Consider the following 14,720-nt stretch of genomic DNA (forward strand, 5'->3'; position numbering starts at 1 on the left):
AATACATGCTGCCCAATCCTGAGCAGCATTTAAAATCAATATGACCTAAAAAAATTTATCTCAAGACTATAACCAGAAGGTTTGAGCAGTGCAGAATTTTTCTAGAGCTTGAGCTGCCTCACGTAAAGCAGATTCCTGCCTAGCCTTAACCCAGCCAGCGGCATACCAGGCAGTAGGTTGCTGTGCAGCTGCGTTACGGAAAACCTCTTCTGCAATAATTAGATCATTATAATGCCCGAGAGCCTCCTGCACCGGACGTAGCTGCTTTAGATAGTGCTGAACCTCTTTTTCAGAATATAAGCTGCTCACAAATTCAATACCATAACGTAAGCGTTTAGCGCGTTTGCGGGTACGATGCCGATCCTCAGCTTCGAGCTGCATAAATTGCGATGCATCATGTACGATCTGCTGATGCATCTTCTCCAAACTTTTTTTAATCTTTTTCTTTACTTTATTGGACTTATGCTGGTTTTCATGGGCAGAGCTGCCTGTATATGCAAAAGCCATCAGGTCGAGCAATGTGTTCATTACCATGGCTGAACGTACTACTGATCCAGCAGGATGTTCTGAATCATCAGATGCTGAGGGTAATTCAATAGTATTTAAACCTTCCTGGACAATCTGAGGCAGAATGTCTGCTTCTACTACATCGCGGTCACGTGCTGAACCAAGCTGGCTGAAGAGCTTACTCAGATTTTCTTCCCAGACAGGGTCTACAGCATCAGACCAGTTACTAAAAATCTTGAGGGCACTACGCAATCTGCGGATACCTACACGCGCCTGATGAGTATGTTCGGCATCAGCAACCTCTGCAGCAACTGCTGCCAGGTTTGGTAAAATTTGATCGAGACAGTTGGCCACGATTTTTCTTAAAACAGTATCAGTACTGTCTTCTTTCGATAATTCAATAGACTTGGCATGTACTGCTTTGGAGGCTTTTTGGCCGAGCGCCAGTAGCGTGCCCCGTTCAGCTTTACTTCTAACATCGAGCCAGAGTTGATATTTCTTGACCCAGCCTTGTGCAAAATGAATCAGGCTTTCAGCAGGGCCCTGTTTAAGTTCGAATTCAACTTCGTGAATAACATCGATATCATTTTGGGTACGGACTTCTCCCTGGTCGAGACATACTTCAATTTCTGCATTATTAAAGTTAAAAATCCGGTAGATTCGCTGCACATCAGTTTCAAACTGTAATTCCAGCTCGGTTACTTGGTTCCCCAGAGTATTTTCCAGAAGAGTTTGAGCTTCAGGATGTTCTGCAAAAAAGTTCAGATCAGGAAGTTCAGGCTCTTCACTACATATACCAAGATCAACTTCTGCTTCAATACGATGCAGATGATTTTTACCAGCTGCCTTAAAAGTTTGAACCCAGTCTTCACCTTCCTTGCGTAGCCGCAGCGCCATCCCATTTTTAGAAAGTAATCGTTCTGGTGTATCAAAGTATTTGGCTTGCAGGTGAATAGACTGTGCAGTATCTGGCTGCAAAGCCTGCTTGAGTGATTTTTGTTGAGCCTCAGGAATTTGAAATTTTAATTCGATTTCCAGCATTGAACAGTCTCCGAGTTCTCAATCACGCTAAAAAAATAGTGATATAAAATTTTAATCAGATCAGCTCTACCAGCTGAACAGCTATAAACATGAATTTTCACTATGACATAAAAAAAATAAACCACCAAATTTCCGGATTTAAAATAATATTATTAATTATTTGATTATATTAATTTATTTTTATTCATATATAAGCATATTGTATCTTTTTGCTATCTTGAATCTATAAAGATTACAATTCAAAATGCTCAGCTTTATTTTGCTCAAGAAATGCAGTAACGTGAAAGAAAATAAATAACCGGTATCAGGATGATTCCATGACAACTACACATTCAACCCATGAACTGAGCACAGAAATCAAATATCAGCTGCCAATACGTAATTATCACGAATTTTACAGGTTCTATCTGACAGAGCACCGTAATATTATGAGCCGACGTCTACATGTAGCTGGGAGCAGTACAGGTTTATTACTGCTCGGTGTAAGTTTGGTTAAATCTAAAAAACGTTATCTTCCACTTGCTTTGCTGGCTGGTTATGCTTGTGCTTGGGTAGGGCATTTTATGTTTGAGAAAAACAAACCTGCCAGCTTCAAACAGCCCTTATACAGCTTTATTTCAGACTGGCGTATGTTTGCCGATGTCGTGCGTGGTAATTTAAGTCTAAAAGATCGCCGCTACGATAAAATTGACTCATAAGCAGAGCTGATAAAAGCCTGAAATTTGTTATACTTTATTGATATTTTTATTTAAATTTAAAAGTGAGGTTTTATGCGCGGTCTATATCTCATTACCAATGATGATCCAATTGAGCTCTTACTGGAAAAATTGGAGGCTGCGCTAGCCACTCATCAAATTGAAATATTGCAGTACCGTCGTAAAAAAGTAGAAAAAGCTGACCAATTCCATGAAGTGGAACGGATTAAAGCCCTATGCGATTTTTATAAGGTTCCTTTGGTGATTAATGATGATATTAGACTGGCCGCACAGTTTGGTCTAGGCGTGCACTTGGGGCAGACCGATGGTGAAATTATAGAGGCGAAAACTCAGTTACCAGAAAATATGATCATTGGCCGGACCTGCGCTAACTCTATTGAACTGGCTGAACAGGCAACTGCAGATGGGGCAACCTATATTGCATTTGGTGCAATTTATGCGACTTCCAGCAAACCTGAAGCAGGTAATATCGGGCTGGAAACTTTAAAGCTGGCACGCCAGAAGTTTAGTCTGCCTATTTGTGCCATTGGGGGGTTAACGGTTGAAAATGCTCAGCCTGTGATTCAAGCTGGAGCAGACCTTTGTGCAGTCATTAGTGATATATTGGCATTGCCGGCCGAAGAAATTCCAGGCCGCGTACAGGCATGGGCTATTTTATTTGCAGAGACCCAGCCTGCTATATAAGCTGAATATTTTAATTTTATTGTGATTATTAGTTGAGACCTTCCATGAGCTTATCTCCAAAGCAAGAGCAGTTATTCAAGCAAGCCAGTAAACATATTCCGGGTGGCGTAAACTCTCCGGTGCGTGCATTTAATGGTGTAGGGGGAACGCCGGTCTTTATTAAAAAAGCTGCAGGTGCTTATCTTTGGGACGAAGATGATAAGCGTTATGTTGACTATGTAGGCTCATGGGGTCCAATGATCCTGGGTCATGCACATCCAGATATTATTCAGGCAGTACAAAATGCCGCTCAGGATGGTTTAAGTTTTGGTGCGCCTACTGTTCATGAAACTACACTGGCAGATATTATCTGTGAGATTATGCCATCTATTGAAATGGTGCGTATGACCAACTCAGGTACAGAAGCTACCATGACCGCGATCCGTTTAGCTCGTGGTTATACCGGTCGAGACAAGATTGTTAAATTTGAAGGCTGTTATCATGGCCATTCGGATTCATTACTGGTAAAAGCAGGTTCAGGTTTGTTAACCAAAGGGGAAGGCGAGCCGACCTCTAAAGGTGTACCAGCAGATTTTGCCAAACATACCTTAACTCTGCCTTATAACAATATTGCTGCTTTAAAAGAGTGTTTTGCAAAATTTGGCCATGAAATTGCTGGTGTCATTGTAGAACCGGTTGCAGGGAATATGAATCTGGTTAAGCCTATTGATGGTTTCCTGCAAGCAATCCGTGATGTCTGTGATGAATACAAGTCCGTATTTATCATTGATGAAGTAATGACAGGTTTCCGGGTTGCTCTAGGTGGTGCACAGGCTTATTACGATGTTAAGCCTGACCTCACTACACTGGGTAAAATTATTGGGGCCGGGTTACCCGTAGGTGCTTTCGGCGGAAAGCGCGAAATTATGCAATGCATCGCGCCTTTGGGTGGGGTATATCAGGCTGGTACATTATCTGGTAATCCGCTTGCCATGCGTGCTGGTATTGAAATGTTTAAAAATTTACGCCAACCGGGTTTTTATGAAAATCTTACAGTTAAACTCGAAAAACTGTTAACAGGTTTACAGCAAGCCGCAGATGAGATTGGTATACCTTTTAAAACCCAGCAGGCCGGCGGTATGTTTGGTCTGTACTTTACTGATCAGGAAGATATCACCAGTTTTGATTCAATGCTGGCCTGTGATGTAGAAGCTTTTAAAAAGTTTTTCCACGGTATGTTGAAACGTGGTGTTAATCTTGCACCTTCTGCTTTTGAAGCTGGATTTATCTCGGCAGCACATAGTGATGAAGATATAAATTTTACTATTCAGGCAGCAAAAGAAACATTTGAAGAAATGAAAGCTTAATAGTTTTGAAGTTATGCAGGAACAACCCGACTCTGGTCGGGTTTTTTAACCTATTTGCTCATGTGTGTTCTCAGTAAAGCAGAAATAATAGATTTTTTATTTAATCTATTCGTCAAAATCAAAAATTTCTAACGACTCTACGTAGGGTAAAATAAGATATTGATGAGCGAGTAAATGCTGTTTTAATTGTATATAGCCTATTTGACTAGACTGATAAATTTTCTTTAGTTCGTTCAGAAGTTCATCTATTTTGCTTTCATTCAACCTTGTGGTTTTAATAAAAAATAATAAACTTGCGCCTAGACCTATATACTCTAAGCCAAAATTTTGATCTAAGTGCTGAATCAGGCTAAAGGTCTCAAAAGGATTTAAATCACCAGCAAAGTAGCCATTAAGTTGTGCTGCAAATTTATAAGTTTCATTGGTAGTATCCACCAGTTTTACTTGAATAATTTCATCTAGAATCTGTTCAGGATATTTGTTGATTTTAATTAGAAGAGATAAATCCTGCTCACTATAATTGAACTTATTATACAGCCTGTTAATCTCTATTAGATGTTCAGGTTTTAAAAGTTGCTGGATATGATATTGAAACTCAAAGGGTTTGACATTATCCCAACTACTGTCCAGATCATCTTTAACAAGTTCAGTGGTATCGAAATATAGTCTGTCTTCCATGGACGCATGCATGGAAGTGTATTCACATTGTCCAATATCTTCTAAAAGAAAAAGTACTTTTTTGACAGAATTTTGTCTTTTAAGTTGGAAATATAGATCAAGGAGAGCTTGCCAGGATTTAACTTCATGAACAGTAGCAAAGCATATTAATTCCTGCGCCTCATCATTTATAAGAGGATCCTTTTTATTTTCAATATAAAGCGTGACCATAATAATATTTTTAAATTAATCTGTTTGCTTGAGAGATTTATATCATAAAAATAATGATCTCTAACTGAATAATACTAGCGTAAAAAATCCTCAAATTTATTAAATAACTGATATCTGAAATTTCTAAATTCTAATCCGGCCCATCAGTTATTATAATGAGTGCTTAATTCTTCTAAAGAGTCCTTAATGCTGTACGCGATGCCCAAGAAAATCCAGCTTGCCCGATCTCAAGCCAAATGGCAAATTTCATCATCAGGCTCGGTTTTGGTACTGGTTGGACTACATAATTTAAAAATGCAGGCTATGGTTCAGAAAACTGATCTTATGAGTAATCTTGTTCAAATCAATAATAAGGCTGTAACTTTAAATATTCCTGTGGTCGACCTGTATGGCGATGACCTGATACAAGGTATGCAGCAGCTTGGTGAATATACTTCCACTCATCCCCAGTTAGTCTTCGCAGGACAGGTAACACCGATGCTCAAACAGATTCTGCCGCATCTGCAAAGTGTGACGGATCAACTCTGTATTGTAGATGATGCCATCTTGCTGGCTAATCAGGAACAGCATATTCAATGGATAGAAAATATCTCGAAAGAAGGTTTGCACCATATGAACAGTTATAGTTTAACCCGGCTTTGGGATTTGAGTGCTCCATCAAGTTATATAGTTTCAAGCTGAGAAGTTATAGCTACAGTAAAGGCGCTGGAGACAAAATGGCTCAAAAGGAAGGCGCTGAAGATTAATCCATAGACTGATTTAAAATATAATGGCTTGAATGCTGTTAACATGATGAGGTTCTTAAATATATGGTGTGCATGAGGATGCGGGCGTTTGTTAGGCAGATCTATTTAAATATAGTTTCCTAAGTGAATTGCTCGATTATATTTTGCAGTTAGCAAAGATTTTGGCTCTGATTGAGCAGTTTTCTTAACATAATCGGAAATTTCATCACCAATTGCCTAAATGCGCATTGTAATTATTCTCCAAGATTTCTATTATTGCCGGCTTGTTTTTAAATTCGCGATCGGAATAAAGCATTGGGTAATTTTCTAGCCGAACACCTGATTCATCGTGATGAAGACTTTATGGTAATTCATAAACCATCAGGCATACTCAGTGTTCCCGGTAAAGGTGAAGCATTGTCTGACAGCGTTCTGACACGTCTGGTCGCAATTGAACCTAAAACACTTTTAATTCATCGTCTGGATCGGGATACCTCGGGTATTCTGGTTTTCGGTTTATCCCGGCGTGGACAAAATTCAATTGCCAGACAATTTCAGGAACGCCAGACAACGAAAACCTATCAGGCGCTGGTAGCAGGGCATCTGCAAGGTGAAGGAACTATAGATGTTCCTGTCGTTTATGATCCAGCTCATCCGCCTTTGCATATTGCAGATGCTCATCATAATAAGCCAGCATTGACACATTGGCAGGCAATTGAGCAATTCGAAATAAACGGTCAGCAGGTGACGCGTGTCAAACTGGTTCCAGTTACCGGTCGTTCGCATCAGCTTCGTGTACACATGCAGTATCTTGGCCATGCTATTGTTGGCGATACCTTATATGCAGATCTGGAGCAGCAACAGTTGATGCCCCGTTTATGCCTGCATGCCGAGCAGCTGGGATTTGCGCATCCGCAGACCGGTGAGGCTTTAAATTTCTATTGCCCGGTCCCATTTTAAATAAAATACATATTTTCGAGATTTATTAGAGTTCTCTTTCGGGCGAGCTTTATGCCAAAATACATTGCTTAAAGACTACATAAACATACTCAAAAACTATCGAGTTTGAGTTTTAAAATGTAGTGCTAACTTGAAATAAAGGTGGAAAAATTGCAGCAGTTCGCTATTGGTCAACGTTGGTTATCAGATACAGAGACAGAACTCGGTTTAGGTGTTCTTATTGATGTTGATGAGCGATCGATCAGCATTTTATTCCCAAAAAGCGATGAAACTCGTGTTTATGCGCGAAATAATGCGCCATTGTCCCGTATCATTTTCAATATTAATGATGAAATTCAGGATCAGGAAGGCCATAAATGGCTGGTCGAGTCGCTTGAAGACCGCCACGGGGTAGTTCGTTATAATGTTGTCCGTACCTTGGAAAATGGTGAACAGGAACGCAAAGCGCTGAATGAAACCCGTGTAGGTGCCCAGATTCAGCTTTCCAAGCCTTTAGACCGACTGCTGGCTAGTCAGATTGACTATAAAGAGTGGTATGACCTGCGTATTGAAGCACTCATCATGCAGGCACAAATGCAGACCAGCCCGTTACGAGGGCTGATTGGGCCCCGAGTCGGGCTTATTCCTCACCAACTCTATATTGCCCATGAAGTAGGACAACGCTTTGCACCACGTGTTTTACTGGCCGATGAAGTCGGATTGGGTAAAACAATTGAGGCTGGCCTGATTATTCACCAGCAGCTTAAAACTGGTCGTTCTGAACGTATTTTAATTCTAGTACCGGATTCACTGCAATATCAGTGGATGATTGAAATGCGTCGCCGTTTCAATCTGCAATTTTCGCTATTTGACTTAACCCGTACTGCCGCGATCAAGGAACATGATCCTGAGTTAAATCCGTTTCTGACCGAACAATGCATCATTGCCAGTATTGATCTGATGATTGATCATGATGACCTACGTGAACAGGCGGTAGAAGCCGGTTTCGACTTACTGGTTGTCGATGAGGCACATCACCTGATGTGGAGCGAAGAAGAAGGCGGGAATGACCGTTATGACCTGATTGAGGAACTGGCTGAAAAGACCCCGGGCGTGCTGCTATTAACTGCAACACCTGAGCAGTTAGGGGTAGAGAGCCATTTTGCTCGCCTACGTCTGCTTGATCCTCAACGTTTCAGCTCACTAGAACGTTTTCTGGATGAAGAAGCGCAGTACCAGCATACAGCTCAGATTGCTGAAGTCTTAATGTCTGATGAGCCGCTTTCTGAACAGCATTTAAATGCTGTTCAAGACCTGTTGGGCCACCAGATTGAAGACCAGCCTGAACAGCGTTTCCGGGCCATTCACGAGTTACTTGACCGTCATGGCACTGGCCGTATCCTGTTCCGTAATACGCGGGAGGCCATCCAGGGCTTTCCAGGTCGTGACTGCCGTCCGGCACCGTTGCCAGCACCTGAAACCTGGTCAATGGACGGTAAACTTCGCGAACAGATGTGGCCGGAAGAAGGTCAAATCGATGGCGCATGGATGGAAAGTGATCCGCGCGTTGCATGGTTAATGGAAATGCTGCGCAAAGACTTGAAACATAACAAGGTGTTGCTCATTGCTCGCAGCGGGCCTGTAGTTGAAGCGCTGGAAAATGCGTTACGTCTACATGCAGGTATTCGTACAGCCATGTTCCATGAAGGCATGAGCCTGCTGGAACGTGACCAGGCTGCTGCATATTTTGCTGAAGAAAGCTATGGTGCGCAGATTCTGCTCTGCTCAGAGATTGGTTCTGAAGGGCGGAACTTCCAGTTTGCATCTGACCTGATTTTATTCGATTTGCCTGCGAATCCCGATGTTCTGGAACAGCGAATTGGTCGTTTGGACCGGATTGGTCAGCAGAACCGTATCCAGATTCATGTACCTTATCTGGTGGGTACAGCTCAAGAGCGTATGTTCCGCTGGTACAATGAAGCATTGAATATTTTTAGTAATATTTCACCAGCTGCACAGACTCTGCAGGAAAATTTTATTGTTGAGCTGAAGGATTGTTTACTGTCTGATCAGGGGCAAACCTTTGAAGATTTACTGGAAGAAGTGAATGTACAACGTCAGGCACTGGAGAGTGAACTGCAGGCCGGTCGTGACCGCTTGCTGGAATATAACTCTTGTCGGCCAATTGTTGCACAGGAGATTGTTCAGGCACTTGAAGATTATGATGACAATACCACTTTGCCAATGTTTATGAAGCGTTTTATGGCTTCAACCAATATTGATTTTGATGAGCAAAGTAATGGTACAGTAATCATTAAACCAACTGACCAGATGCAGGTTCAAGGTCTGACTCTAGATGAAGAAGGCATGACTGCAACCTTCTACCGCGATCAGGCCCAGATCCGTGAAGATGCTCAATATCTGACACTTGAGCATCCATTTACTGAAAGTGTAATGGAAGTGATCCGTACACAGTCTTTCGGGAGTACCAATGTTGCAGTACTTAAGTCGAATGCATTAAAGCAGGGCTCAGTATTGCTTGAAATATGGTTTAAGGTCGATGTAGTAGCGCCAAAGGCATTAAATTTACAGTCAAGTCTGCCAAAACAGTTGGTACGTGTATTACTGAGTGAAAATGGCCAGGATTTATCTGAAAAGATTGATCCTTCGATTTTGAAACCTTATCTGCATCATCTGGATGGTAATAGTTGCCGTCAGGTGGTCAAGGCACGCCGTGAAGTCATTGATGCACGTTATAAACAGGCGCTGGATATTGCCAGAGTTGCATTGCCTGAGCTTAAGCAGCAGGCAAAAGAAATTTATGGTAGCAAATGGCAGTATGAAATTGACCGTCTGAGTTATCTGAAACAGTTTAACCCTAGTATCCGGCAGGACGAGATTGAACGATTGCAAAAACTGCAAAGAGAAGGCTTGAACTTGCTTGATGGCCTATCGGTTACGCCAGAAGCAATTCAGGTGCTGGTTGTTGTTAAACCTTAAAAATATTTAAAGAAAGAGCTTCCTTGGTAGAGGCTCTTTCTTTGTATAAGTATTTTGTATTTATGCCTGAGGTAACTGAAACAGGCAACGCCCCAGCTGCTCTATTTCATGGTCAAATTCATATTCACTGTTTAGCATGCGATAACGGTTCTTTAGACCTGCATAGGCAGGATGAGCTGCATCTACATAGACCCAGACATGTGATCGGGCCGGAAGGGTTGCTAAATTAACTGCTTCTAATGCTGGCCGTTTGATGGCTATAGCTATAAAAGGATTAATATAGGCGTACGATAGGGCATAATCTGCCTCCTGTTCAGAAGCAACAATAATATCTGCGTCAAATTTCTCACAGTTTTGATGGATAGTTTCTAAAATACAGGATTTAGGCTGAGACAAATCCAGTTGTATATTCTGCTGCCGAAGTTTAGGGAAAGTATTGATCAGGCGCATTTCAGCTCCTTTAAAACTCACCAGATGGATTTTTTATAGCTGTTTTTACCGCAAATAACTACAATGAAAGCGTAAATAAATGCAGTAAATATTTTAAATAACCAGATTTAAACTGAATTTTTGGAAAGAAGAAAGCGGCCTATTTAGCCGCTATTTTCACTGCTCTATAAAAAGATTATCGAATTTTTGATTCATCCAGATGACGGGCACCTTCAAGAATCATTCTGATCATGATCATAGTTTGCTCGGCAATTTCCTGCCGGTCACTTGATGGCAAATTAATAACCTGTGCACCCATATTAAACACCAGCTGTGTTATAGCTTTTGCTGCTATATCTGGATGTGCCATATTGCTATGATTTAAGCGTTCCAGTCGCACCAGATCTTCCTGGAGTTCTTGCTGGAAAAAGTTGAGCTGTCGGTCAACTGCTGCCTTATAAGATTGTGAACCAGTATAACCTTCGCGTAATAGCAGGCTGAGGTTACCTTCATCTGCATCTAACTGCTCTATAAATACGTTCACTGAACTCCGAATAATACTACTCTGTTTCAGAGCCTTAAGACGTGCCTGGTGTAGAATCTGACGTAATACAATACCCGAACGTTCAATCAGGGCAATTGCCAGTTCATCAATATCCTTGAAATGCCGATAAAAACTGTTAGGTGCAATTCCTGCTTCACGCGCAACTTCGCGCAGACTTAAAGAAGAAATACTTTTTTGTGGACCAATCAGATTTAAAGCCGCCTGAAACAGTTCTTCCTTGGTAATGGTTGCTTTTCTCCCGACCGTACGTACAGGCATTTTTTCATGCAGAACAGTTTCTGCATGAGTATCTAGCTCTAGTTCGGCCGAAATTGAAGATGCGCTCATATATTTCAATACATTGAAAGAGTGATTCTATTATAGCGGTAGAGCGTAACGTTGTGAAACGAATACAGCAGATAAACTTATATACAAATGTATATACATGTGTATAATAATTAAAAACCACAGAGTTCAGATGTACTATGCAAGCTCTAAAAAAGCAACATTCGCCTTTATCCTTTTTAACTAGTTCCGTATTCGATACGGATGCAGCAAATTTCTGGCTAAAGAAACTAAATCCTTTATGGTCAGTTAACCAGTCATTAGGACAGATTGTGCATAAAGAAAAAGCGGCAAATGGCATATTCAGTCTGAAAATAAAGTGTAACCGACATTTTCGTATGGGGCAGGCGGGTCAGCATCATCCCGTATTTATAGAAATAGATGGGCGACGTTATGAACGTAGTTATAGCCTGCATCGTATAGATGAGCAGCATGTCTTATTAACTGCAAAACAGGTTGAACAGGGCGTAGTGAGTAACTGGCTGGCTAAACATGCTCAAGTAGGCGATCTGGTCGAATTCGGCCAACCCTATGGCGATATGATATTACCCGAAGCTTCAAATTTGGTGCTGCTGGCAGCCGGTAGTGGTATTACACCAATGTTAAGCATGATTGAAACGTGGGCAAAGCAGCCTGATGCTCTAGCTAAAGTTCAGTTGCTGTATTGGGTTAAAGATTATGAAGATGCAGCTTTTGAAGCAAACTTTAAAAAAGTTGCTGAGACAAATGAAAATTTCAGCTTCCAGATTTTTTATACTCAGCAGACAGATCAGCGTTTAAATACTGAACATTTATCTTTGGTAAGCCAGCCTGAACAGAGCGCGGTATACGCATGTGGTCCATCAGGTTTTGTCTCTCTGGCTGAAGAGCTATTCAGTCAGGCAGTGCTATTCAAAGGTGAGGCATTCAGTTTAAGTCAGGCTGATTCTTCTGATACAGGTTTCGTAAATATTACTTTGCTACAAAGCGAGAAAACAGTCGCCATCCCAAAAGGTCAGTCTATTTTGGCAGGTTTGGAACAAATGAACCTTAAACCAAAACATGGATGCCGTATGGGTATTTGTAATAAATGTGCATGTAACAAAGTGCAAGGTTCAACTAGAAATCTTGTGAATGGTGCTGAAAGTACCGAGCCTGGAAACCTGCTGAAACTTTGTGTGAGTTCCGCACAGACTGACCTTGTTATTGATCTTTGAGTGAGTTTGCATTATGAATATGTCAGTAAATTTTTCTACAGCAAAACCTATAAAAAACCAGTTTTTTAAAAATCCTAAAAATAGAGAGTTAACTGCAGATGAAATGAATCAGCTCGCCAAAGAGCTGGATGCCATCAAGCAGGAAGTATTAGATGATATTGGCGAGAAAGATGCCAAATATATTCGTCGTATTTATTCAACTATCCGCTATACCGGTGCAGCTGGACGTGCACTATTGTTTGCTGGCTGGTTTCCACCTGCTTGGGTACTGGGCACTGGCTTGTTAAGCCTTTCCAAAATTCTGGAAAATATGGAACTTGGCCATAATGTTATGCACGGTCAGTACGACTGGATGAATGATCCGAAATTCAATGGTCCGAAATATGAATGGGATATTGTAGGGACTTCTGAAAACTGGCGTCAGACACATAACTATAAACATCACACCTATACCAATATTAAGGGTATGGATGATGATATCGGATATGGCTTGTTACGTTTATTTCCAGAACAACGCTGGAAACCAGGCTTTTTATTACAGCCCCTATATAGTATTCCATTCTGCCTGTTGTTTCAGTGGGGTGTCGCTATCCAGAATCTTGAGATTGGTAAAGTCTGGATGAAGCGCAAATCAAAAGAAGAGTTTAAAGAAGAGTGGAAACCGTTACAGAAAAAAATTACTAAACAGTTGTTCCGAGATTATGTATTTTTCCCGCTAATTGCCGGACCAGCAGCATTACCTGTATTTACAGGTAATCTGGTAGCGAATGGTGTGCGCAACATCTGGACCTTCAGTGTAATTTTTTGCGGACACTTTACCAAGGATGTGGAAGTTTTTCCAAAAACTGTTCTGAAAGATGAGAGCCGTGGCCATTGGTATATGCGTCAAATTCGTGGCTCATCAAATCTTAAAGGCTCAGAAGCATTTCATATTTTAACAGGCCATTTAAGCCATCAGATTGAACACCATTTGTTTCCAGACGTACCTGCACGCCGTTACCGTCAAATGGCGCCTAAGGTTGAAGCAGTCTGTAACAAGTTTGGTCTGAATTATAATAATGCCAGTTTAGCCAAACAGTTTGGTCAAGTGGTAGGGCGTATTGTTAAATATGCTTTTCCCTTTAAGAAATAAAGTTAAAACAGTTAGACCAAGATATTGTAAAACCAATTTAAGCGTCTGCTTAACTATCACAAAGGCTATCTAAATAGATAGCCTTTCTTATTCTCTAAAACTCAAATTTTATTTTCTGTAAATAGAAAATACTGATGAATATACTCAGGATTGAGAAGTATGAAGAATTAACCTTTAATAACTTTCTAATTTATTTATATTTTTTAAAGTTAATATAGGAATTTTCAGATATTTATATAAGCCTTAGTTTTCTTGGTCTCTATGTAAAAAGAATTTTTAAAATTTAATATCTAGAAAGAAAAAACCGGTGTTAGTGTATAAAAAAATGCCTGAAAGAAATTAACTTTCAGGCAGTGTTAGCAAAAAATAGATTATCTGAACTGAATGGTACCGTTAGCATTAACTGTAACTTTAGATTCACCAGCGGCAACATCCTGTACAGGAGCAGCCTCAGCTGTAGCAAATTTTACCATACTGCTGCGCATTAAAGGCTGGGGGAAATAATTATTGGTATTCAGGTTTAAACTAACCAGATTATATGAGCCTTTATTCCATGCTTGCGAGAGCAGCTGTGCACGCTGCTGAAAGTTTTTGGAAGCTTCTACCATCAGCTCATTTTCAACTTTTTTGCGCTGCGCATCGGATACCGTAAAATTAATTGATTCTGTCTGGAATTGTTGCTGCAGTTCACTAATGAGTTGGCTGGTCATACGAAAATCTGTACCTTCCAGCTGAATTTCTGCACGACCACGCCACTCTTTGAGTTTACGACTATCATTGTCATATACCGGATAGGTTGTTTGTGAACCTGTTTCTACCTTAACCTGCGGATATTTACGCGCAATATTCATGGCCCAGTTCATTAACTGATTAATCTGTGTGGAAAGCTCGGCAGGCTGTTTACTACTTTTTTCTATGAAAAGTACAGCATGCATTTCATCATTTGAAATTTGACGGCTCGCTTCGGCCTGAATATTGACCAGGTTATAATTCAGTTTCTCATTTTCCTGAGCAAAAATATGAGTACTAAGAGCAGCAGTGGTAACTAAGGTGGCAAGAGCAAGATAACGCATGAGAGAGCCTTTTGTTCGTTTTAGAAAGTTTTATTGCTTTATATAAATATATTAATGATAACAAATGTTGAATTTTTGAAGAAATCGTAGTGGCTTTGTAATAGCCAAGTCAGCATTTTATAAAAAATATTTAAGGATAAATTTTTTATTATCAG

Annotated in this window: 12 protein-coding genes and 1 pseudogene; 8 read left to right on the forward strand and 5 right to left on the reverse strand. The window is 40.6% G+C overall.

The window, feature by feature from the left end:
- Nucleotides 1-66: 66 nt before the first annotated feature.
- Complete coding sequence (locus ABZP31_RS04400; RefSeq protein WP_262475703.1) at nt 67-1,548, reverse strand: CYTH and CHAD domain-containing protein; 1,482 nt, start codon at nt 1,546-1,548, stop codon at nt 67-69.
- A gap of 317 nt (nt 1,549-1,865) precedes the next feature.
- Between ABZP31_RS04400 and ABZP31_RS04405 the strand changes: the two genes are divergently transcribed.
- From ABZP31_RS04405 to hemL, 3 genes are all read left to right on the forward strand, one after another.
- The gene (locus tag ABZP31_RS04405; protein WP_005025277.1) at nt 1,866-2,246 is read left to right on the forward strand and encodes a DUF962 domain-containing protein; all 381 of its coding nucleotides are present in this window, start codon (nt 1,866-1,868) and stop codon (nt 2,244-2,246) included.
- A gap of 72 nt (nt 2,247-2,318) precedes the next feature.
- Nucleotides 2,319-2,948: a thiamine phosphate synthase gene (gene thiE / locus ABZP31_RS04410; protein WP_248123400.1), complete on the forward strand. Its 630-nt coding sequence runs from the start codon at nt 2,319-2,321 to the stop codon at nt 2,946-2,948.
- A 44-nt stretch (nt 2,949-2,992) separates the two neighbouring features.
- Nucleotides 2,993-4,294 (forward strand): glutamate-1-semialdehyde 2,1-aminomutase, encoded by a 1,302-nt coding sequence (hemL, locus tag ABZP31_RS04415; RefSeq protein WP_075040108.1) that lies wholly within the window; start codon nt 2,993-2,995, stop codon nt 4,292-4,294.
- A 105-nt stretch (nt 4,295-4,399) separates the two neighbouring features.
- Here hemL and ABZP31_RS04420 read toward each other — a convergent pair whose 3' ends face one another.
- The gene (locus ABZP31_RS04420; RefSeq protein ID WP_151828834.1) at nt 4,400-5,182 is read right to left on the reverse strand and encodes a hypothetical protein; all 783 of its coding nucleotides are present in this window, start codon (nt 5,180-5,182) and stop codon (nt 4,400-4,402) included.
- A 186-nt stretch (nt 5,183-5,368) separates the two neighbouring features.
- Here ABZP31_RS04420 and ABZP31_RS04425 point away from each other — a divergent pair.
- The 3 genes and pseudogenes from ABZP31_RS04425 (at nt 5,369) to rapA (ending at nt 9,846) form a co-directional block, all read left to right on the forward strand.
- Nucleotides 5,369-6,116, forward strand: a pseudogene (locus ABZP31_RS04425) (acyl carrier protein).
- 106 nt (nt 6,117-6,222) lie between these two features.
- Nucleotides 6,223-6,867 carry an RluA family pseudouridine synthase gene (locus tag ABZP31_RS04430; protein WP_005025287.1) on the forward strand — a complete coding sequence of 215 codons (645 nt, stop codon included), beginning with the start codon at nt 6,223-6,225 and terminating at the stop codon, nt 6,865-6,867.
- Between the two features lie 141 nt (nt 6,868-7,008).
- Complete coding sequence (rapA, locus tag ABZP31_RS04435) at nt 7,009-9,846, forward strand: RNA polymerase-associated protein RapA (protein ID WP_010700104.1); 2,838 nt, start codon at nt 7,009-7,011, stop codon at nt 9,844-9,846.
- Nucleotides 9,847-9,906: 60 nt separating this feature from the next.
- Here the strand turns inward: rapA and ABZP31_RS04440 are convergent, their stop codons facing one another.
- Together ABZP31_RS04440 and fabR are read right to left on the reverse strand one after the other, a co-directional pair.
- Nucleotides 9,907-10,296, reverse strand: coding sequence for a hypothetical protein (locus tag ABZP31_RS04440; protein WP_248134007.1), 390 nt, complete (start codon nt 10,294-10,296; stop codon nt 9,907-9,909).
- A gap of 175 nt (nt 10,297-10,471) precedes the next feature.
- The gene (gene fabR, locus ABZP31_RS04445) at nt 10,472-11,098 is read right to left on the reverse strand and encodes an HTH-type transcriptional repressor FabR (protein WP_227499290.1); all 627 of its coding nucleotides are present in this window, start codon (nt 11,096-11,098) and stop codon (nt 10,472-10,474) included.
- A gap of 206 nt (nt 11,099-11,304) precedes the next feature.
- On the opposite strand from fabR, the gene ABZP31_RS04450 reads away from it, so the two are divergent.
- Together ABZP31_RS04450 and ABZP31_RS04455 are read left to right on the forward strand one after the other, a co-directional pair.
- Entirely contained in the window at nt 11,305-12,360 is a 1,056-nt protein-coding gene (locus tag ABZP31_RS04450; protein WP_005025296.1) for an iron-sulfur cluster-binding domain-containing protein, read from the forward strand.
- Nucleotides 12,361-12,379: 19 nt separating this feature from the next.
- Nucleotides 12,380-13,492, forward strand: coding sequence for an acyl-CoA desaturase (locus ABZP31_RS04455; RefSeq protein WP_005404239.1), 1,113 nt, complete (start codon nt 12,380-12,382; stop codon nt 13,490-13,492).
- Between the two features lie 371 nt (nt 13,493-13,863).
- On the opposite strand, the gene ABZP31_RS04460 is transcribed toward ABZP31_RS04455, so the two are convergent.
- Nucleotides 13,864-14,565, reverse strand: coding sequence for an SIMPL domain-containing protein (locus tag ABZP31_RS04460; RefSeq protein WP_005025299.1), 702 nt, complete (start codon nt 14,563-14,565; stop codon nt 13,864-13,866).
- Nucleotides 14,566-14,720: the final 155 nt, after the last annotated feature.

It is taken from the genome of Acinetobacter sp. FL (assembly GCF_040744925.1).
Lineage (GTDB): Bacteria > Pseudomonadota > Gammaproteobacteria > Pseudomonadales > Moraxellaceae > Acinetobacter > Acinetobacter radioresistens.